Genomic DNA, 21,385 nt, shown 5'->3' on the forward strand with positions numbered 1-21,385 from the left:
GAGCGGCACCCCGCTCGCGGAAGGCGGCGGCCCGGCCCCGGATCACACCATTGACCGGCTGGCCGATGCCTTCCGGCGGACGAGGAAAGGACGTGGACCGGCGTGAGCGACTCGACCTCCTCAGTCGAGGAGACGCTGCTCGGCATCATGAGGGCCGAGCTCGACGACGAGGAAATCGGCCTGGACGACGACTTCTACGCGATGGGAGGGGATTCGCTGATCGCGCTGCGCGTGGTGGCCGAGGCCACCGGCAAGGGGATAGACATCCAGTTGCGCGACATCCTCTACTACCCGACCGTCCGTGAACTCGCCGTCTCGCGCGCCGACGTTCCCGCGGCGGCCCCGTCGGCGGTGCCGGCCGGCGCAGCCGACGCCTTCGGCCTGATCGACGACGCGGACCGTGCCCGGGTGCCGCCCGGAGCCGTCGACGCCCTGCCCGCCTCCGCACTCCAGGTGGGCTTGATCTACATGTCCGAGATGGCCGACGACACCCGCCTCTACCACGATCTGACCGGCGCCGAGATCGAGGGCCGCTTCGACGAGGACCGGTTCCGCGCGTGCCTCACCGCGCTCTGTGCACGGCACCCGGCGTTGCGGACATCCATCGACCTGGGCGGGTACACACAGCCGATGCAGCTGGTGTGGGGCGGGATCGAGCCGCCGCTCACCGTGGAGCGGATCGGCGGCGGAGGCGCGAAGGCCGCGGACGCCAAGGTGACGGCCTGGGCCGAGGCGGAGCTGACCAGATCGATCGACTGGAGCGCGGCGCCGGTCTGGCGCTGTTACGTGGTCGTGCTCCCCGAGTCCTTCCGCCTGGCGATGGCCGTTCCGCACAGCATCATCGACGGCTGGAGCTACGGCCGTCTCTTTGTCGACCTGCTGAGCCTGTACAACCGCGAACTGGGCGGCGGCCATGAGGCGCTGCCCCTGCCACCGCCCTCCGGACACGCCGATTTCATCCGTCTTGAGAGGGAAGCGCTCGGCTCCGCACAGGCCGCGGCCTTCTGGCGGGCCGAAGCGGACGTCCCCCCGCTGCTGTTCGGCCCCGAGGACTTCGCGCGCGTGCCGGTCCAGGACGGGCGCCACTTCTTCCCCGTCGGCCCCAGCGCGATGGAGGGACTGCGCAAGGCGGCCAAGCGGGCCGAAGTCCCCCTCAAGTGCCTCGTCCTCGGGGTGCAGTTGTGGGCGCTCGGCGAAGTGACGGGCCGCTCACGGGACATCGTGAGCGGGGTCACCGTGAACGGCCGGCCGGAAGTCCCCCACGCGGACCTGCTCATCGGGCTCTTCCTCAACACGATGCCGCTGCGACTGCGGACGCGGGACGGTGACTGGGACGACATCGCCCGACGGGTCTTCGCCGCGGAGAAGAGCATGGTGGAGTACCGGCACTACCCCGTGGCCGAGCTCCAGCGGAAGCTGGGCCGCCGCCCGTTCGACGTCACCTTCAACTTCACCGAACTGCACGCCTATGAGGAACTGGGCGGGCTGAGCGAGGTGCGCATGGCCAACTGGTGGGCGTACGACCGCAACAGCTTCCCCGTCAACGTCGAGTTCATGGTGAACTCACGCCACTCGGGCACGGGCGTCCAGGTGGCCTACGACCCCGGCCTGATCACCGAGCAGTGGGCGGCGGAGTTCTCCGGCGTCTACCGTGCCGCGCTGGAGTCCGCGGCGGGGGAAGGGGCATGACCCTCGCCGTCGTCTACGACCACGGGGCCGCGTCCGCGGGCGACATCGCCGTGGGGCTGGCCGAGGTCGCCCCCGTGGTGTTCGTACTGCCTCCCTCGCGCCACAACGAGCAACTGCGCGACGTACTGCGCGGACTGGGCGACGTGGCCGTGCTGCGCGGTGACCCCGTGGCGGACGCCGCCGCCGTGCGCGGGCACCGGCCCCTGGGCATCGTGACCTTCAGCGAGTCGATGCTCGTCACCACCGCGGCTCTCGCCGACGCCCTCGGGCTGCCGTTCCACAGTCCGTCGACCGTGAGGCTGCTCACCGACAAGCTCGCTCAGCGCGACCGGCTGCGTTCGGGCGGCGTGGACGACGTCAAGGGCCACCTGGTGCGCTCCGTCGCCGAATGGCCGGACGCGGTGCGCCACGTCGGCCTGCCCGCCGTACTGAAACCACTGCGCGGCCAGGGCAGTCGGCACACCTATCCGGTCACCGACGAGGAAGAGGGGCGCCGACTGCTCGAAGGGCTGCTGCCCGGCGACCCGATGCTGCTCGAAGAACTGCTGCTGGGGCGGGCGGCGCCGCCCTTCGGTGACTACGTCTCGGTGGAGAGCGCATGCGGGCCGGGCGGTGTGCGGCATCTCGCCGTGACCGGCAAGTTCCCGCTCGCGCACCCCTTCAGGGAGGTCGGCAAGTTCTGGCCGGCCAGGGTCACCCCGGCGCAACGGGCCGAGATCCTGGCACTCACGACGCGGGCGCTGCGCGCGCTCGGAGTGAGCACCGGCATCACGCACACAGAGATCAAGCTCACCCCCGAAGGCCCCCGGATCATCGAGGTGAACGGCAGGCTCGGCGGACACATCAACGACATGGCGAAGCAGTCCTGCGGAGTCGATCTGGTGCGGCTCGCGGGCCGGCTGGCTCTGGGGCAGGCCGTGCCCGTCCCCCCGCTCGAACCCGGCGGCGTGCACTTCCAGTACCACACGCTCGCCCCGGTCGAGCCGTGCCGGCTGATGGGGAGTTCCGGCGGCAAGGAGGTGAGACGGATCCCCGGAATCTCTGGATACCGCACATACGCGAAGAAGGGGGAGGAGCTTCCGGGCGGCGTACGAACACACTTCATCGATGTTCTCTGGGGGGCTTCCGGGACTCATCAGGCGATGGTGGACATACTCGGGTCCGCGCTTCCGAGAATTACCCACGACGTACTCATCGGAGGTCTTCATCACCGCGTTTCGCCCGCTCTCTGATCCGGTCCGCGCCGTTTCCCAGCCTCAAGTAGCGTCACCAGCACGCAGATTAAGGGACCACTAAACGCTCTTGTTTCAGGAGTGACACGTGTGGGTAGATTGCTGAACGTCTTGAACCGGAACGAGCAATTGCTTGTCAGGATGCCGTGCCAGGTCATACGAGAAGACCCTTGAGAAGTGTGCCCGTTCCGCTATTTCATCTTGCTCTCGAAAGTGACGGACCTCGGGTCATGCCCGGTCTGCGCAGTGCCACGCATTCCCTCCCCGCCTCCAGGTACGTCGAGCGCATCCGATGCGTTTGGCGGCGTCGTGGTGTGCGGACCAGTCGATGACGGATCTCTCCGCAGGACGAACACGGCGATGGGCCGGATAGGAATCGAGGTCGAGCAATGGCGCGCACCACTGTCTCTCCCGTGACGTACCCGTGGACCGGAAGGACAGTCGTAGAGCTCTTCGCCGAGAGCGTTCGCGAGTCTCCTGACCGGATCGCCGTGGAGTGCGGGGACGCTCACATGACCATGGGGGAGATCGACCGTCTCAGCGGCCGGATCGCCGCCGAACTCGCCGCGGCCGGGATCGGGCGCGGCGATGCGGTCGTCGTCGCCGTGGACCGCGGCGTTCACCTGCCGGCCGCGCTGCTCGGAGCGCTGCGCAGCGGCGCCGCCTTCGTCCCGGTCGACCCCGGCTACCCGGCCCAGCGCCGCGCCTACATGCATCAGGACTCGGGCGCGAGGGCGACCCTGACGCTGAGCCGGTTGCTCGACGACGTGGACGATGACCGCCCGGTCGTCCTCGTGGACGCGCCCCGCGGCGGCCTCGCGGACGCCGGTCCGCCCCCGGTCCGCCCGGCCGACCTCGCGTACATCATGTATACGTCGGGCTCCACCGGACGCCCCAAGGGCGTCGAGATCAGCCATCAGGCCCTGCTCAAGGGCGTGCTGGCGACGGCCTCGGTACTGGATCTGGGCGAGGACGAGGTCTGGCTCTCGGTCACCTCCCCGTCGTTCGACATCAGCCTGGTGGAGATCCTCGTTCCCCTGCTGACCCGGGGGCGCCTCGTCATCGCGGACAACGACCAGGTCGTGGCCGGGGACGCGTTGTGTGACCTGCTGGCACAGAGCCGCGCCACGATCATGCAAGCCACTCCGCTGACCTGGCGGATGCTGCTCGCGGGCGGCTGGACCGGGCCGCTGCGTTTCGCGCTCTGCGCCGGTGAGCCGATGCACCCGGACCTCGCCAGGGCCCTGGACGAGCGCTGCGGCGAAGCATGGAATCTCTACGGGCCGACCGAGGCCGCCATCTACGCCACCGCGCATCGCGTCGGTCCGCGGGACACCGGGAACATCCCCGTGGGACGCCCGCTGCCCGACACCGAGGTGCGCATCCTCGGCACGGACCTGGCCGACGTGCCGCAGGGCACCGTGGGAGAACTCTGGATCGGCGGAACGGGCGTCGGCGTCGGCTATCACGGACGGCCCGAGCTGACCGCGGAGCTGTTCCGTACGCTGCCCGGCGGACCGCCCGCGGAACGCTTCTACCGGTCCGGCGACCTCGGCCGCCGACGCGAGGACGGCACGATCGAGCTGCTCGGCAGGGCGGACGACCAGGTCAAGATCAGAGGGCACCGGATCGAGCCCGGCGAGGTCGAGAACCAGATCCTGGACCACAAGGACGTGGAAAGCGTGGTGGTCGTACCGCGTACCCTCCCCGGAGAGGCGGGTGTTCAGCTGGTCGCCTACGTCCGGCCCGTGGGAGACGGCCGGATCGCCGCGGCCGAGCTGCTGGGGTTCCTCGGTGACCGGCTTCCGCAGTACATGATTCCGTCCGCCGTCGTCCAGGTCGCCGAGTGGCCGCGGACCGCCAGTAACAAGATCGACCGCAACCGGTTGCCGGACTCCGGCAGTTCCGCCCCCCGGCCCCAGGCCGGTGCCGCTCCGCGGACACCGACCGAGCGCGCACTGGCCCTGCTGTGGGAGGAGGTGCTGAACCACCGGCCCGTCTCCCGCGAGGACGACTTCTTCGCCCTCGGCGGGCACTCGCTGCTCTCGATGAGGCTGGTCGCCCGTATCCGCCAGGAGATGGGCGTGGCGGCGACGGTGCGCGACCTCCTCAAGGCACCCGTCCTGGCCGACCTGGGCGAGCGCCTCGCACGGATGCCCGCGGCGTCCGCCGCGTCACCCTCGGGCGGCACGCCGAGGCCGTTCCTGCCGGTCTCGCCGGAACAGCGGCTCCGCCTGGCCAAGGAGCGGCTGCGAAGGGAGCGCGGCCTCGGCCCCGGAACACACAACGTCCGCATGGTGTCCACCGTCGAAGGCCCCCTTCACCTGGACGAGCTGGAACAGGCCCTGACCGATGTGGTCAACCGCCACGAGGCGCTGCGAGCAAGGTTCCTGTGGGACGAATCGGGCGAGGTGCTCCAGGAGATCGCCCCGGTCCAGCCGGTGCGCATCCGCCGGGAAGTCGTACCCCCCGGGGAGAAGGCGCCGTTCGCGGACATCAGGCAGGCGGCCAACGATCCGTTCGACCTCGGCTCCGGGCTGCTGCTGCGGGCGGCGCACTGGGCGTGTGACGACGGTACGGGTGTCCTGCTGCTCGCCTGCGACCATTCCGTCTTCGACCTGGTCTCCGTGGTCGTGCTGATCGGCGACCTGGAGCGTGCCTACGCCGCGCGGCTCGCGGGCGCGCCGGTGCCGTGGGACGGCCCGGATCCGGCCTACCGGCTCTTCCTGGTGGAGGAGGAGGCATGGCTGGCGTCGCCGGAGGCCGAGGACGCCCTGGCGGCCTGGCGCGAGAAGCTGGCCGGCGATCCGCCCTACTGCCTGCTGAAGGGCCTGTCCCAGCCCGCGGCGAGAGCCGCGCACGAGCCCCTGTCCGGAGCGAGGGCGGTCCATCTGCCCCGAACGGTCACGGAACCGCTGGCGGCCGTGGCCGCCGAGCACGGCGCTTCCCTCGCCCACGCCCTGCTGGCACTGGTCGCCGTGACCCTGTCCGGGATGACCGGTCAGGAACGCGTCGGTGCGATCGTCCCCATGGCGAACCGCGAAGTCGCCGGGTCGGACCGGCTGGTCGCCTACGCCGCGCACGGGCTGCCGATCCTCCAGGACGTCTCCCTGGAACTGCCGTTCACGTCCCAGGTCGAGCAGGCCGCCGAACAGACGATGGAGGTCCTGGCCCGTCAGCGCATGGCCCTGGCGGAGATCGTACGCAGGCTCAGCCCCGAGCAGTTCGGCCTGGCGTCCTCCCAGCCGTATGCCATGGTCAACTACATCTCGGCGGACCTGTTGAGCGCTTCGAGCGTTCCGGTGCTCGACCAGGTGCGCATGGAGCCCTTCGTCGTGGGAGCCATCGAGCCGCCGGCTCCTGTCGTGGTCATCTTCGAGGAGACCGCGGAGTACCTCGCCGTGGAGGTCGTCCACGACCGCAGGATCATCGAGGACGCGGACGCCCAGCGCCTGGCCGACCTCCTCACCGCACTGGCCGGCGCGGCGGCGGCCACCCCCGGGGCGACGGTCGCGGAGCTCCTCGCCGCACAGGGTGCCACCACGTGACCATGGCAGAAGCCACGGGCGAGGGCGGGCCGACGCGCATCCTCCCGCGTGGGCCGGGTGTCGTGTGGTTCGGCGCCTCGGGGTTCGTCAACGCGTTCGGCACCGGATTCTTCTACCCCTTCGCGCTCCTCTTCTTCAGCGAGCTGTCGGGTCTGTCGCTGAGCGCGGTGGGCGTGGTGCTCACCGTCTCCGCCCTTGCCGCGCTGCCGGGGCTGCCCTTCGTGGGCCGCCTCATCGACCGGTTCGGACCGCGCAGGGTGCTCGTCGTGGCCGCGCTGGCGCGGGCCTGCTGTTTCGTGGGTTTCGTGTCGACACGCGGTGTCGTGCTGCTCGTCCTGTTCAACATCGCCCTCGCCCTGGGCAACCGCGCCGAACAGGCCGCGGCCCCGGCCCTCGCCGTGGGCCTGGCCGGAGAGGGACAGAGCGGGCGGTGGCTTGCCCTGTCCCGGGTGGTCTTCAACGCCGGAATCGGGGCAGGCGCCCTGGTCGCGGGCTTGCTCGTGGTCGACTCGCGATCGGGATTCGCGGTACTCGGCGTGGCCAACGCGGTCAGCTTCGCGCTGACCGCGGTGCTCTACTTGAAACTGTCCGTACGCGAGCACCCCGCGAAGACGCCGGACGCGGAGGAACCGGGGGCCGCGCACAGCAGCCCCTGGCGCAACACCCTCTTCCTGCGGGTGGCGGGTGCCAACGCCGTCCTGTGGACGGCGACGCTGATCGTGGAGACCGCGCTGCCGGTCTTCGTCCTTCATGAACTGTCCCTCGCCACCTGGACGGTGGGAGCGCTCTTCGCCGTCAACACCGCTCTGCTCGCCCTGCTGCAACTGCCGGTGAGCCGCTTCCTGGAACGGTTCCGCCTCGGGCCGGTACTGGCCGCCGGAGGCTGCACCTTCGTCGTGCTGTACGTGACCGCGGCGACGGTGGGCCCCGCTCCGCACGCCGTCAGGCTCGGGGCCCTGCTGCTGGCGATGGCTGTGTACACGCTCGGCGAGATGGCTGTCTCGCAGGCAGGTCTGGTGCTGCTGACGGCCCTTCCCCCACCGTCGGAGCTGGGCGGCTACATGGCCTTCAACCAGCTCTTCGTCGGTGTGGGCGCCGCGCTCGCCCCGTTACTGGCCGGAACCCTCCTGGACCGCTGGCCGGCCCTGCTCTGGTGGGTTCTCAGCGCGATGAGCGTCCTGGCCGTCCTGCTCATTCCCCGCCTCCCACGAGGTGCCTCCCCACAGCCCGGGGAGATCTCCCCCGCGTAGGTGCCGGGGCCAGGGCCGGGCACCACCGAGCGGCCTGAGCCCGGCGTGAACCGACTGTTCCCCGGACGGGCCCGCTGCTACCGAGCGCAGTCAACGGCCCGCGGACACGTGCGCTGTTGTGTTCCCAAGTACCCCGGAATGAGAGGGTCTTCCATGACCAGCAAGCCACGGCATATGCATTTCTTTCTTGTCATGGGCAACGTCGGCCAGCACCATGGGGCATGGCGCGAACCGGACAGCGGCATCGAACTGGCCGACTCGATCGACTTCCACGCCGAGGTGGCACAGCGGGCCGAAGCCGCGAAGCTGGACGCCGTGTTCATCGCCGACCACCTCGCGATGCTGGGGCGGGAGGCGCATGCGCCCGCGCAGCATCTGGAACCGGTGACCCTGCTGTCGGCCCTGAGTACGCGTACGGAGTCCATCGGCCTGGTGGGCTCGGCGAGTACGACGTTCAACGAGCCCTTCAACGTGGCGCGCCAGTTCGCCTCACTGGACCACCTCAGCCGGGGCAGGGCGGGCTGGAACATGGTGACCTCGGCCTTCGGCGAGGAGAACTTCGGCTCCGAGCCGCTTCCCGCGCACGCGACGCGCTATGAACGTGCCGATGAGTTCGTGGAGGTGACGAAGGCGTTGTGGCGCAGCTGGAGCGCCGACGCCCTGGCGCTGGACAGGGAGTCCGGTGTGTACGCCCGGTCGGAGAAGGTGCATCCGATCGACTACGCGGGCAAGCATCTGACGGTCTCCGGGCCGTTGAACATCCCCCGGCCGCCGCAGGTGCACCCCGTTCTGGTGCAGGCCGGGACATCGGCCGACGGCATGGCCTTCGCGTCCAAGCACGCCGAGGTCGTCTTCTCGGCGCATCAGGGGATTCCGGCGGCGAAGCGCTACTACGAGAAGATCAAGAACGGCGCGCGTCTGTGCGGCCGTGACCCGGACTCGGTCAAGGTCCTGTTCGGCCTGAGCCCGATACTCGCCGACACCCAGAAGGAAGCCGAGGAGCGGCAGCGAGCTCTGGCCGGTCTCCTCAACATCGACTACGTCAAGCAACTGGTGGGATTCCAGCTCGGCGGCATGGACTTGAGCGGCTACGACATCGACGAGAAGCTGTCACTGGACCTGCTGCCGGACCCCGCCACCGTCAACCGCAGACAGGGGCGTTTCGACCTCTACCGGCAACTGATCGAGGACGGCGAAACCCTGCGGCGCCTGACCGAGATCGAGGCCACGGCGGCGGGGCTCCAGGTCGCCGTCGGCGATGTGGCAGGCGTTGCCGACAAGATGGTCGCCTACTTCGAGGCCGGCGCGGCCGACGGTTTCATTCTCATTCCGCCGTCCCAGCGCGTGGACGGACGCCGTCTGCTCGGTGAGGTCATTCCGCTGCTGCGGGAGCGGGGGTACGCCCGTGAGGACTACCGGGGTACGACCCTGCGGGAACATCTCGGCCTCACCTGGCCCTGAGTGCCGTGCGGAACCAGACCGTTGGCGACCGGCGACCGGCGACCGGCGACCGGCGCCCGGCTGCCGGGACACGGAGCCGCGTGCCGGTCCGGCGGGGTGGCCGCGGCCGGACCGGCGGGGTGGCCGCGGGGGCGCCGGGCGCCCGATGCGCCGGACCGGGTCGCTTCACCCGGAGGTGGGTGCATACGTGATTATTTCGACTTCGCTCAGGGTCGCCATTCCCTCGTCAATCAGTTCTGACAATTGAGGGAGGAAGTTACGCACCCGTTCCTCCGCGTCGATGATGACCACCAGAAGCGGCATCGAGTCCGACAGGGAGAGAAGCCTCAGGGTCTGTATCTGGCCGTCGCCGGTATAGCCCTCTATGCCACGAATCACGATCGCCCTGAATATCCCGGATTTCCTGGCTCTTCGTACGATCTCGTGGTACAGGGGCTTGCGGTGCCATACGTCGTCATCGTTGACGAAGATCGTCAGCTTCAGTCCACGGCTGGCTGATGGCATGGCGCGCCTCTTTTCTGTGCACTGAAAGTCAACGATCCAGTTCAGGGAAGCGTGAGGGTGGAGGCTTCTTCATTCCTCGGCGGGTGGCGATCCAATCCCGCGGTGACATTGAGTGAAGTTCAAATCTCTCCCAAGCTAGCAGCGGCCTGTGGTGGCCGCAATACCCTGTGCGACCCGTATGACCTGCACGATCGGCTTGTGACCGGCCAGTAGGAAGTCGGTGCGCCGAAGGCTCCTGTGACGTATTCGACGTTTGACTGGTCGAAAGCCCTGACGGTGATGTTGCCGACTGTGTGCGGGGCCGGGCGCGATCGCGCTTGCGAAAAACGGACAGTTGCCGGTCGTAAATCGGATTGAGGCACCTTGGGGTGACGGATAGTGTTCCTGTGGCGCAAGGGGATTCCGTATGTCCCAGCCGCCATGGATCGAGTTATCGACCGAGAGAGGCAGCGATGACCCAAAATTCACCTGCTACGGGCATCCGTACACTCGACCAGGACGCATTCGATCGCCATCTCAAGGAGTATTCCGAGAGCGCTCCTGTGCTCGAGTACTCGCAGCAATTCCGCCGGGAAGGCTATGTCAAGCTTCCCGGAATCGTGCCGGCGGACGTCTTCTCCGAGGTCGTCGGTGAATCGAACGGCCTGCTCGACCAGCACGCCCGACGCATCGACATCGAGCTCAAGGAGACCGGGAACTCACCGCGCAAGATGCGCACGGTGAGCGCCGCCGACATCGACCGCGGGTCCAAGCTCATTCCCGCGATCTACGATTCCGCGAGCATCCGCGACATGCTCGGCCAGATCGCGCAGGCGGATGTACTGCCGTGCCCGTGGGACGGCGAGAAGTACGTCATCATCCGTCAGGACCAGCCCGGCGACACGCACGGATGGCACTGGGGCGACTTCAGCTACACGCTGATCTGGATCATCGAGGCGCCCGGTCCCGAGGTCGGCGGGATGCTCCAGTGCGTGCCGCACACCAACTGGGACAAGCAGAACCCGCGGGTGGAGGAGTACCTCCAGAGCAACCCGATCCGGACGTACGCGAACGCCACCGGTGACCTGTACTTCCTGCGTTCGGACACCACGCTCCACCGGACGATCCCGCTCAACAAGCCGGCCACCCGGATCATCCTCAACACCTGCTGGGCCAGCCAGGCCGATGTCGATCGCCCGGCGACACACGAAACCATGGACGCGATGTTCTCCTCCTGACCGTCGCGCGAAGGGGGAATCTCCTTGAGTACCACTCCTGAACTGCACAGCGGAATCGACCTCCGGGAACTCGTCATTTCGCTGCTGGCCGGGGACGAGGACGTGGCCACGGTCAACTCCCGGGTAACCGACCGGGTCTACCGGGCAGAAATCCGTGCCGCCTCGGAGGAGCTGGCCCACGCGGCCTTCGTCCGGGACGACCGTCCGTCGCTGACCACCGCACACTGGGTGCTCAGCGACATATACGACTGGTATTTCGGTCTGCCGCCCGTCGACCAGGTCGACTCACTGCTGAGTGAGATACTGGACGACATCCGCGGTGTTCTGGAAAATGCCATGCTGGCGTATGTCCGAGAAAGAGTGGATTGCAGCGAACTGGCTTCCGCTCCCCAGGACCCGGAAGCGTTTCTTCCGTGGTACCGGAACTTCATCAGCAGTCACAAAGCAAGCAATCACCCGTTCTACCGGGATTTCCTGGAGAATCGGGCCTCGGTGGATGACCTGAGATTCTATCTGGCTCAGGAAACATCGCTGGATCCCCGCTTCGACGACATTCTGTCACTCCTGACCGTGGGAACCGACGGCCTGGTGAAGATGGAGCTCGTCACCAACCTCTGGGATGAACTCGGAAACGGCAAGGAAGAAGAAGTGCACACGTCGGTGTTCGCGCGGACACTCGCCGACGCCGGAGTTTCGAAGGAGTTCATCGAAACCAACATCATGTTGGATTCGCTGGTGTGCGGAAACGTTTCTGCTGCCTTGGCGCTCTCCAGGCGTCACTGCTACAAGGCGTTCGGATACTTCGGTGTCACCGAGTATTTGACGCCTCGGCGTTTCCGGTCCTACATGGTCGGGTGCAAACGCCTGGGCATGCCGAGATCGGCCTACTTCTACCACGAGCAGCACATCCAGATCGACGCGCGGCACGGTCCCGCCTGGTTCAAGAACATCCTGCTCCCGGCGATCGCCCGCGAACCGCGTTGTGCCTCGGACATCGCGCTGGGCACCGTCCTGCGGCTGGAGACGTCAACCTGGTACCTGGATGCCTTGCAGGCGAGACTGGAGTCGGCCGTATGAAGCCGGCATGGCGACAGGATCCGCGCGGATGCGGCTAGCCATCGTCGGCGGTGGCGCGTCCGCGGTGACACTGGTGGACGCCCTCGCCCGCAGCACGCCGAGAGAAAAGATCAAGGTCAGTATCTTCGAGCCCCGGGCGGATCCCGGCCCCGGCAGGCCCTACCAGCAGGACGCGGACGGCGCGCTGATCAACAGACCCGCCGAGGCGATGTCCATTCGGCACACCGAGCCCCTCGACTTCCGGAACTGGCTGCGGGAGGCCGGGAACAGAGGCGAATTCCCGTCCGTCGATCCAGAAGCGCGATTCCAGCCGAGATGGCTGTTCGGTGTCTACCTGCGTCGGCGGCTCGCGTCGGCGGCCGCCCGGCTGGCCGCGGGCGGAAGCACGGTGGAGACCAGCGAAAGCACCGTCGAAGACGTGCTTCCCGTCGATGGCGGACTGCGCATCCTCACCTCGACTGGTGTGACGCAGACGAACGATCACGTCGTGATGTGTCTGGGCACGCCCAGGCCCGCCGACCTGTACGGGCTGTCGGGCAGACCGGGTTTCGTGGCGGATCCCTATCCGCTGGCGGGACCGCTGCCCGCCGACGAGCCGGTGACCGTGCTGGGCAGCAATCTGTCCGCGGTGGACATCGCGGTCGCGCTCCTGCGCAGGGGACACACCGCGCCGGTTCGGCTGATGTCGCGCAACGGCGCGCTGCCCAGTGTGCGCTGCCGGCCAGCCGTCATCCTCCCGGACGAGGCCCGGGAGCTGGCCGAAGCGGTCCGGCGTACCCCGTCGGCCGCGCTCTGGACGACCGTCCGGAGACTGCTGCGGGCCCGGCTGGCCGCGCACGGGGCATCGGCCGACGAGATGGTCCGGGACCTGGCAGTGGGTGAGCCGGCCGCGGGCCGGCTCACCCGCCAGCTCGGACGGCAGGACGCCGAGGACTGCTGGCGGGCGGTGCTGCTGCCCCTGCTGGATCCGGTGGGCGAACTGTTCTGGCAGCGGCTTCCCCCGCGTACGAGGCAGTCGTTCCTGGGACGGCACCACACACGGCTCGCGACCGTGCTCAACCCGATGCCACCGGCGACAGCGGCGCTGCTGCTGGAGGCATTGCGCACGGGTGCGCTGGAGGTGCACGCGGGGGTCACCGCGGTCACCGCCCGGCCGACTGGTGGCTTCACGGTGACGGCGGACGGAAGGGACCACCACGCGGGTGTCCTGCTGAACGCGGTGCGGGCGACGCCCTACGACCCCGAGGAGCCGGCCGGGCGGCTCCTCGCCCGGCTGACCGCCAGCGGGCTGGTCCGCCCGCATCCGTGTGGCGGTGTGTACGTCGACTTCGCCACGAACCGGGTACTCGGACCGGCACCCGGACTGTACGCCCTCGGTCATCCGACCGCGGGTGACCTCTACTACGCCAACGCGGGCTCCCTGCTGGGCATCAGCGCCCGTGCCGAACGCATCGTGGCACGGATTCTGAGCAGCCCGGTCACGGGCGCCGCCGCAGTGGCCCATTCTTCAACGCTGACGATCGGGGGACGGCTCGATGGCTGAGTCCTGGTGGGGAATGCGCGACGAGATATTCGCGGACGGACTGCGGGGCAGCGTGCCCAGACTTCCGTCCGATCCCGCCGAGCTGGAGCAGTTGGCACAGCGCTACCTTCCGGCCGGTCTGTGGTCCTTCGTGGCGAACGGAGCGGGCGGCGGACGCACGCTGGCGGCCAACCGGGCCGCCTTCGACGCGTGGGAGATCGTGCCGCGCATGATGCACACGGACCAGAACCCGGCACTGCGCACCGAACTGCTGGGAACCAGCCTGGCCGCACCGGTGATGCTGGCTCCGATCGGTCTGGCCGGTCTGGCCCACCCGGACGGCGAGGCCGCCGCGGCCCGGGTGGTCCGGGACCTCGGACTGGGCATGGCCCTGTCGAACTCCTCCTCGCTTTCCCTGGAGGAGGTGGCCGATGCCGCACCCGGTGCGGGGCTGTGGTTCCAGCTGCATCCGCCCAAGGACGACGCGTTGGGCGCGTCGATCGTCCGGCGGGCGGAGAAGGCCGGTTACCAGGCCATCGTGGTGACCGTCGACTCCTGGACCAGGGGCTGGCGACCCGCCGACCTCGACCACGGGTACGACCCGTTCCTCCGGGGCCACGGCATGGGTACGTTCCTGGCCGATCCGCTGTTCCGGCGGTCGTTGCCGACGGACGTGCCGGCCGGGAGCGAAGCCTGGCTCACGGCCGCCGCGGCCCAGTGGCGTGCGGTCTTCGGTCACGCGGGCCTGTCCTACGAGTACTTCGCCAGACTGCGCGACAGCACCGACCTGCCGATCCTCATCAAGGGCGTGCTGCATCCGGACGACGCGGAGCAGGCGATGGCGCACGGGGTCTCCGGCATCGTGGTCTCCAACCACGGCGGCCGGCAACTGGACCGGTCCAGGGCGGCGCTCGACGCCCTGCCCGCCATCGCCCGGCAGGTGGCCGGACGGGTGCCCGTGCTCTTCGACTCCGGGATACGCAGCGGTGCGGACGCCGCCATCGCGCTGGGTCTTGGCGCGGACGCGGTGCTGCTGGGCCGGCCGTGGCTGTACGGGCTGGCTGTCAACGGCGCGGACGGAGTGCGGCACGTACTGCGCTGCGTGCTGGCCGAACTGGAACTCACCATGCTCATGGCCGGCGCCGCCGAGGTCGAGGACCTGCGGCACATGGTGGCTCCGGTTCCCGGCCGGGCGCGCGGGAACTGAGCCGGGGCACCGACCAACCAACGTGTGAAGGGGAGAACCACATGCGATCACAGAGCAAGGTGCTGGTCATCGGCGGAGGACCGGCCGGGTCCACCGCGGCGACGTTCCTGGCGCGCAACGGCGTCGAAGTGGTGCTGCTGGAACGGGACACCTTCCCGCGCTACCACGTCGGCGAGTCGTTGTCGCTGTCGGTCGTGCGGATGATGGACCTGCTCGGAGTGTCCGAGAAGCTCGACAAGTTCGGCTTCCGGCACAAGGACGGTTCCTACTACGAGTGGGGCAAGGAGAAGTGGGACCTGCCGTTCACCGATGTGCCCGGCGGCAAGCACAGCTGGCAGGTCACCAGGGCCGACTTCGACAAGATCCTGCTCGACCACGCACGCGAGGAGGGAGTGGAGGCGTACGAGGGCCACCGGGTGCGCGACATCCACTTCTCCGGGGACCGGGCGGTGGGCGTGCGCTGGCAGAACGGCGACGGCCGCGAGGGCGAGATCGAGTTCGACCACGTCATCGACGCCTCCGGCCGCGCGGGCCTTCTCGCCAAACGCCACTTCGACATGCGGCGGATGCACGAGGTGTTCCGCAACGTCGGTGTCTGGACGTACTGGAAGAACGCCAAGGACGTACCCGAGGGCCCCAACGGCGCGATCACGGTGTGCAGCACTCCGGAGGGCTGGATCTGGGTGATCCCGCTGCACAACGGGATCACGAGCATCGGACTGGTGACCGACAAGAAGAACTTCGGGGAGAACTGTCATTCCCCGGCCGACGTGGAGGCGCTGTACCACCGGGCCGTGCAGGCGCATCCGCTGGTGCGGCGGACCATAGCCAACGCGGAGCAGGTCTCGAAGATCCGCACCGAGACGGACTACTCCTACGTGGCGGACCGGTTCAGCGGTCCCGGCTACCTGATCTCCGGGGACGCCGCGTGCTTCCTGGACCCGCTGCTGTCCACCGGCGTGCACCTGGCCACCTTCAGCGCCATGCTGGCGGCCGCCTCGGTGACCTCGATCGCGGACGGCACGGTGGCCGAGGAGCGGGCGCTGAACTTCTACGACGTGGCCTACCGGTACTCCTACGAACGGCTGCTGGTCCTGGTCTCGGTGTTCTACGACAGCTACCGGGGCAAGGACGACTACTTCTACCGCGGCCAGGCCATGACCCGTGCCGAGCAGAACCGACTGCACATCCACGAGGCGTTCCTCAGCATCATCGCCGGTGTCGAGGACCTCGCCGACGCGACGACGGTCGACGCCTACCAGGTCATCGAGAACAGCCTGCACGGCGCGGAGCGGGGCGTGACGCCGCCCACCCGTATGCACAGCCAGTCACGGGAATGGTCGATCACGCCCAACTCCCCGGCGAACGCCATCGAAGGCGTCTACCTGGAGATGGAACCCAGCGTGCGGCTGCGCGACTCCCGGCGCTGACGGCCCCCGCAGACCACCAAGAGACAGGGAGAAGACAGTGGCCAACATCGACCGCATCGCCGCGAAACTCAGGGAATCGGCCGACGACGATTCCTACACGGTGACACCGCGCACCGTCCCGATCCGGTACCGGGAGCGCATCCGCTACGACCGCGAGGCCGCGCACGCCATTCTCGACGAGGGCCTCGTCGCGCACATCGCGTTCAACCGGGAGGACTACCCGGTCGTGCTCCCCGCCGTGTACGCGCGGCACGGCGAGACCCTGTACTTCCACGGCTCGCGTGCGGGCAGGTTCGCCGAGCTGGGGGCGGCGAACGCCCCGGTGTGCGTGACCGTCACCCTGCTGGACGGCCTGGTGTTCGCCAGGGCCTGGCTCATTCACTCGGCCGCGTACCGGAGCGTCATGGCGCACGGGCGGCTTCGCCTGATCACCGATGACGAGGAGCGGATGCGCGCCCTGGCCAGCCTGATCGAGCACGTCGCCACCGGCCGGAGCGCGGAGGCCCGGCCTCCGACGCGGCAGGAGTTCGCCAGCGTGGCCGTGGTGGCGCTGGACCTCGACGAGGTGTCCACCAAGGTGCGCCGCGAGGAGCAGAGCAAGTACGAGCCGGCGGACGTCCAGGGCGGTTGCTGGGCCGGATACGTACCGCTGCGTCAGGTCGCGCTGGATCCCCGGTCCGCGCCCGACCTGCCGGACGATGTCGTGGCACCCGCCATCGTGGAGAAGTACAGCGGGCCGTTCCCTGTGACGGACGAGGCTCTGGCCATCGTCCCCGACCCGCCGACCAAGCCGGGCGCCTAGCCGGGGTGGCTGCCATTCGGCCCGTGACCGGGTTCCGTCTGGCAGCCCTGCTCGTTGGACACCGATCAGCCGTATACGGCCCTCTCGGGCCACCGAGACCTACGGAGCTTTTTCTATGGCCGACTTGATCGCAGCGCTGCACCAGTCCGCATCCGACACCAAGCTCCTCGTCTATGACAAGGACGGCAGGAAGCTGGTCGAGCAGCGGGCGGCGCTCGCACCGGAGGCTTCCGGTGAAGGCACCCTGGAATACGACGCCATGGAGATCTGGCGGCACACCGAGGCCGTGATCGTCGGGGCGCTGTCCGAACTGGGCCGCCCGGCCTCCGACCTGGCCGGGATCGGCATCGCCGCCCAGCGCGAGACGACCGTGGTGTGGAACCGGCGTACCGGAAAGCCCTACGCCCCGGCCATAGCCGGACCGGACCGGCGTTCCGCCGAGCAGATGGCTGACCTGGAGAGGGACGGCCGGAGCGCACTGATCCACAAGAAGACCGGACTGGTGCCGGACGCGCTGTTCTGCGCGGGCAAGCTGAGCTGGCTCCTGCGGAACGTCGAGGGCCTGCGTGCGGACGCGGAGCGGGGCGACGCGTTGTTCGGCACGATGGACTCCTGGCTGGTGTGGAACCTCACCGGCCGGCACGCGACCGATGTGACCAGCGCCAGCCGCACCATGCTGCTGAACCTGGACACCGTGGACTGGGACGACGAACTGCTCACGCTGTTCGGCATCCCGCGGGCGATGCTGCCCGAGGTGGCCCCGTCGTCCACCCCGGACCGGTTCGGCCGCACGGCCGCGTCCGGGCCGTTCGGCGCCGAACTGCCCGTCTCGGGGGTGCTCGGCGAGCACCAGGCGGCCCTCTTCGGCCAGCACTGCTTCCTTCCGGGGCAGGCCCGCTACGGATTCGAGGGCAGCAGCGCCCTGCTGGTCAACACCGGGACCAGCCGGGAGGACGCCGACTCCAGCCTGCTCGGCACCGTCGCCTACCAGCTGGACGGCGAACCGGCGGTGTACGCGCTGGAGGGATTCGTCCCGTACACCGGTGCCACGGTGCAGTGGCTGGTGGACGGGCTGGGCATCATCCGGGGTGTCGGTGAGGTCGAGGCCATGTCCAGGCGGGCCGACGATCCGGAAGGGCTGTACTTCGTCCCCGCGTTCACCGGACTCGGGCTGCCGCATTCCGATCGCGGCGCGCGCGGGGCCATGCTCGGCATGGACCCCCACCACAACCAGAACCATGTGGCCCGGGCCACCCTGCAGGCGCTCGCCTACCAGCTGCGGGACCTGATCGAGACCATGCGGGAGGAGACGGGGTACGTCCCCACCCAACTGCGGGTCGACGGGAACGGCGCCTGGTTTGATATGTGCATGCAAATTCACGCGGACGTCCTGGGCTTCCAGCTCCGCCGCCCGGCCGACGTCGCCGACACCGTGGCCCGCGGCGCGGCCTACGCCGCCGGCCTGGGCGTCGGAGTGTGGGCGGACCTGGCCGAGGTGGCCGGTACCCGCCAGGAGAATCACCGCTGGTCCGCGCAGTGGATGGCGGAGGACCGGCAACGCGGCTACGACGGCTGGAAGCTGGCCGTCGCGCGCACCAGGGGATGGGCCGACGGGGCCACGCTGCCGCGCGGCGACTGGCTGGCCACGGTGGCCGCGGCCGAATGGCACGCGGACGGGTCACGCTGATGCAGGCCGGCCCAGGGCCGCTCCTCGCCGCCGCTCCGGTGGCCCCCCTGGGGGGACACCCGTTGGTCATGCTGCTCATGCAGCTGACCCTGCTGATCGTGTGCGCGTACCTGATGGGACGGCTGGCCAACCGGGTGGGCCTGCCCGCGGTCGTCGGCGAACTCAGTGTGGGCGTACTGCTCGGACCGAGTGTGCTCGGGTGGATCGCGCCCGGTGTGAGCAACGCGCTGTTCCCGCGCGACACGGCGCAGTTCCACCTGCTGGACAGCGTCGCCCAGCTCGGCGTACTGCTTCTGGTTGGGGTGACCGGGATCAGCCTCGACTTCAAACTGCTGCGCCGCCGTGGCGGCACGGTCGTCTGGACCAGTCTGCTGGGCCTCGTCATCCCGTTCGGGCTGGGGGTCGCGGCCGCCATGATGCTGCTGCCCGACGCGCTCCGCCCCACAGACACACAGCCCGTCGTGTTCGCGCTGTTCCTCGGGGTGGCCCTGTGCGTCAGTGCGATTCCGGTGATCGCCAAGACCCTTCTCGACATGGGGCTGATCCACCGCAACGTCGGTCAGCTCATCCTGGCCGCCGGGACCATGGACGATGTCGTCGGCTGGCTGCTCCTGTCCGTGGTGTCGGCGATGGCGGTCGACGGTCTGCACACGGGCACCGTGCTCGAACCGGTCCTGTACCTGGCCGCGATCCTGCTCGTGCTGATGGTGGTGGGCCGGCCGCTGGTCCGCTGGGCGATGCGCTGGGCTCAGCGCTCCGAATCCTCTGCCTCGGTCGTGGTGACGGCGGTCGCGATCATCCTGGTGTGCGCGACGGGCACCGCGGCACTGGGACTCGAGCCGGTGTTCGGAGCGTTCCTCGGCGGAATCCTGATCGGCACCAGCGGTACCGTCAGCCTCAGTTCGCTCGCTCCTCTGAACAACGGCCTGTCCGCCACTCTGGCGCCGCTCTTCTTCGCGACCGCCGGACTGCGCATGGACATGAGGTCGCTGGTGCACCCGGCGGTGCTGGTCGGCGGGCTGCTCATCCTGGGAGTCGCGATCTTCGGCAAGTTCGCCGGGGCGCTGCTGGGCGGGCTGACCGGGCGCCTTGACCGGTGGGAGATCCTGGCGCTCGGCGCCGGTATGAACGCGCGCGGGGTCGTGCAACTCGTCGTGGCCTCGGTCGGCCTGCGGCTGGGTGTGCTGAACACCGAGTCCTACACGATCATCGTCCTCACCGCGGTGATCACTTCGGTGATGGCGCCGCCCCTGCTGAAGCATGCCACGCGGCGCCTGAGTGTCACGGTTGAGGAGGAATCGAGGCGTCGAACGATGGAGCCTCTTCTGAATTGAAATTCAGTCCCTCGGACGCCCGCATGTCGCGATGCCTTCTGACTGTTTCCGAAGGATTCTCATGATACTGCTTCCGGTATTCTTGTGCGAACCTTCCGAAGTGGCTGAAACCCCACCGCGCTGCCACCTCACTCACCGTCGTGTTCGTGGCATCCGGTGCGGTCAGCTGGGCCCGGACCTGTTGCAGCCGGATCTGGCGAAGATATCCGTAGGGCGGAACTCCGAAACGGCGGCGGAACGCTCTTTCCAGCGTGCGCACACTCACTCCGGCGGCCTGCGCGAGATCGGCTACGGTGTGACCGGCCTCCGGGTATTCGTTGATCAGGCGAACCGCCGTTTCGATCGGGCTGTCAGGTCGATCCGGCGGTTCGCGGTTCAGCGCCCGGCTGTGCGTGTTCTGCTGATTGATCAGCAATCCGGTCATCAGGGCCCTTTCCAGCTCCGTGGCGACCAGCGGGTGCATCGAGTTCTGACCGACACCCTGGGATTCGTTGGCCTGTTCGACCAGGAACATCAGCGATTTGTACCAGCTCGCGGGGCTGTCCGGATCCAGCCGCATCTGGGGATCGAAAGCGGGCGAATCCGCCGAAGGGCTGTTCAGCAGGCTCTGGACGTGCGCGGTCAGCACCGCCTGGTGGATGTGGACGATCAGCTGCTGGCAGTCCGCGGAGAGCCGTATGCCGACAGGCTCGGCCGGACCGAGGACCGCGCCCACACCGGGGTGGAGATGCATCCGCTGGACGCCGCCCAGCCAGACGCTTCCGGACAGCGGCACCAGGACGAGGTATCCGGACCGGGGCCCGGCCAGTTCGAGTTTCGCCGCGGTGCCGAGCGATAGATAGCTCAGTCGCAGGGAGCCCAACTCGCAACTGTGAAAGTGGATATCGGGCCGCGCGGTCGGCGCAACCGACAATTCGTGCTCGCCGAGTACGGGTACGAGCGTTTCTCTGGTGGCGCCGATGTCTTCAGTCTGTAGGACAGCGTGGTTAGTCAACAGTGGTTCTGCAGACATGTGAGCTCCCTCGCGCCAGGTTCTGGCGAATCGAAGTGGAGTAGCTGCTGCCGGAAGGATGTGGAGAAGAAACGCGGCATTGCAATTTAATAATAATGACGAGTCCGGGACTGCTGTGCAACGATCTACGAGGACACCTTTTCAGCCATTGTCGAAAAGGCGATAAAGTCGACTTTTCGGTCAGTTGGTCATCCGGTGAAGAGTGCGGGAGTGTGCATATCTCGCAAAACGGACCGGGTAAAGAGGGAGAAGTGAGGGTAAGTGCGAGATTCGGGGCATTTAGTCGCCGCTCCCTCTCTTGGCTGAGAAGTGTTGTGTAAAGCGGGTGGTGACTCGTTTCAGTCCTTGGATCCAAGCGCCCCGCGATCGACCGCCACTTTCGAACCCAAAAGGTCCGATTCTGCCTGCCGCAC

15 protein-coding genes are annotated in these 21,385 nt (G+C 68.4%); 13 read left to right on the forward strand and 2 right to left on the reverse strand.

The genetic code is table 11. From position 1 onward, the window contains the following. Positions 1–102: 102 nt before the first annotated feature. The 5 genes from ACFVWY_RS27075 to ACFVWY_RS27095 all read left to right on the forward strand — a co-directional run bounded on the left by ACFVWY_RS27075 (position 103) and on the right by ACFVWY_RS27095 (position 9,180). Entirely contained in the window at positions 103–1,689 is a 1,587-nt protein-coding gene (locus tag ACFVWY_RS27075) for a condensation domain-containing protein (protein WP_389877027.1), read from the forward strand. Then, positions 1,686–2,921: an acetyl-CoA carboxylase biotin carboxylase subunit family protein gene (locus ACFVWY_RS27080; protein ID WP_389877029.1), complete on the forward strand. Its 1,236-nt coding sequence runs from the start codon at positions 1,686–1,688 to the stop codon at positions 2,919–2,921. Before ACFVWY_RS27075 ends, ACFVWY_RS27080 begins: the two co-directional genes overlap by 4 nt. 389 nt (positions 2,922–3,310) lie before the next feature. Further along, a complete protein-coding gene (locus ACFVWY_RS27085; protein ID WP_389877031.1) occupies positions 3,311–6,469 on the forward strand; it encodes an amino acid adenylation domain-containing protein in 3,159 nt (1,052 codons plus the stop codon). A gap of 2 nt (positions 6,470–6,471) precedes the next feature. Next, entirely contained in the window at positions 6,472–7,719 is a 1,248-nt protein-coding gene (locus tag ACFVWY_RS27090) for an MFS transporter (RefSeq protein ID WP_389877033.1), read from the forward strand. Positions 7,720–7,872: 153 nt separating this feature from the next. Further along, the gene (locus ACFVWY_RS27095; RefSeq protein WP_389877034.1) at positions 7,873–9,180 is read left to right on the forward strand and encodes an NtaA/DmoA family FMN-dependent monooxygenase; all 1,308 of its coding nucleotides are present in this window, start codon (positions 7,873–7,875) and stop codon (positions 9,178–9,180) included. A 165-nt stretch (positions 9,181–9,345) separates the two neighbouring features. On the opposite strand, the gene ACFVWY_RS27100 is transcribed toward ACFVWY_RS27095, so the two are convergent. Next, on the reverse strand, positions 9,346–9,684 hold the full coding sequence (locus ACFVWY_RS27100) for a DUF190 domain-containing protein (RefSeq protein ID WP_389877036.1): 339 nt from the start codon (positions 9,682–9,684) through the stop codon (positions 9,346–9,348). Between the two features lie 599 nt (positions 9,685–10,283). On the opposite strand from ACFVWY_RS27100, the gene ACFVWY_RS27105 reads away from it, so the two are divergent. From ACFVWY_RS27105 to ACFVWY_RS27140, 8 genes are all read left to right on the forward strand, one after another. After that, positions 10,284–10,901, forward strand: a complete 618-nt coding sequence (locus ACFVWY_RS27105; protein ID WP_389877038.1) for an ArpA protein — start codon at positions 10,284–10,286, stop codon at positions 10,899–10,901. Positions 10,902–10,925: 24 nt separating this feature from the next. Further along, positions 10,926–11,978, forward strand: a complete 1,053-nt coding sequence (locus ACFVWY_RS27110; protein ID WP_389877040.1) for an iron-containing redox enzyme family protein — start codon at positions 10,926–10,928, stop codon at positions 11,976–11,978. 7 nt (positions 11,979–11,985) lie between these two features. Further along, complete coding sequence (locus ACFVWY_RS27115) at positions 11,986–13,521, forward strand: FAD/NAD(P)-binding protein (protein WP_389877042.1); 1,536 nt, start codon at positions 11,986–11,988, stop codon at positions 13,519–13,521. Further along, complete coding sequence (locus tag ACFVWY_RS27120; protein ID WP_389877044.1) at positions 13,514–14,707, forward strand: alpha-hydroxy-acid oxidizing protein; 1,194 nt, start codon at positions 13,514–13,516, stop codon at positions 14,705–14,707. Before ACFVWY_RS27115 ends, ACFVWY_RS27120 begins: the two co-directional genes overlap by 8 nt. 41 nt (positions 14,708–14,748) lie before the next feature. Then, positions 14,749–16,137 carry an NAD(P)/FAD-dependent oxidoreductase gene (locus ACFVWY_RS27125; protein ID WP_389877045.1) on the forward strand — a complete coding sequence of 463 codons (1,389 nt, stop codon included), beginning with the start codon at positions 14,749–14,751 and terminating at the stop codon, positions 16,135–16,137. Positions 16,138–16,174: 37 nt separating this feature from the next. Then, entirely contained in the window at positions 16,175–16,939 is a 765-nt protein-coding gene (locus ACFVWY_RS27130) for a pyridoxamine 5'-phosphate oxidase family protein (protein ID WP_389877046.1), read from the forward strand. 115 nt (positions 16,940–17,054) lie between these two features. Continuing rightward, positions 17,055–18,626, forward strand: a complete 1,572-nt coding sequence (locus tag ACFVWY_RS27135; RefSeq protein ID WP_389877047.1) for an FGGY family carbohydrate kinase — start codon at positions 17,055–17,057, stop codon at positions 18,624–18,626. Positions 18,627–18,694: 68 nt separating this feature from the next. Continuing rightward, positions 18,695–19,960: a cation:proton antiporter gene (locus ACFVWY_RS27140; RefSeq protein ID WP_389877049.1), complete on the forward strand. Its 1,266-nt coding sequence runs from the start codon at positions 18,695–18,697 to the stop codon at positions 19,958–19,960. Here the strand turns inward: ACFVWY_RS27140 and ACFVWY_RS27145 are convergent. Next, positions 19,908–20,972, reverse strand: coding sequence for an AraC family transcriptional regulator (locus tag ACFVWY_RS27145; protein ID WP_389877051.1), 1,065 nt, complete (start codon positions 20,970–20,972; stop codon positions 19,908–19,910). The two genes, ACFVWY_RS27140 and ACFVWY_RS27145, sit on opposite strands and share 53 nt — an antisense overlap. Between the last annotated feature and the right edge of the window lie 413 nt (positions 20,973–21,385).

This window comes from Streptomyces sp. NPDC058195 (assembly GCF_042883525.1).
Classification (GTDB): domain Bacteria; phylum Actinomycetota; class Actinomycetes; order Streptomycetales; family Streptomycetaceae; genus Streptomyces.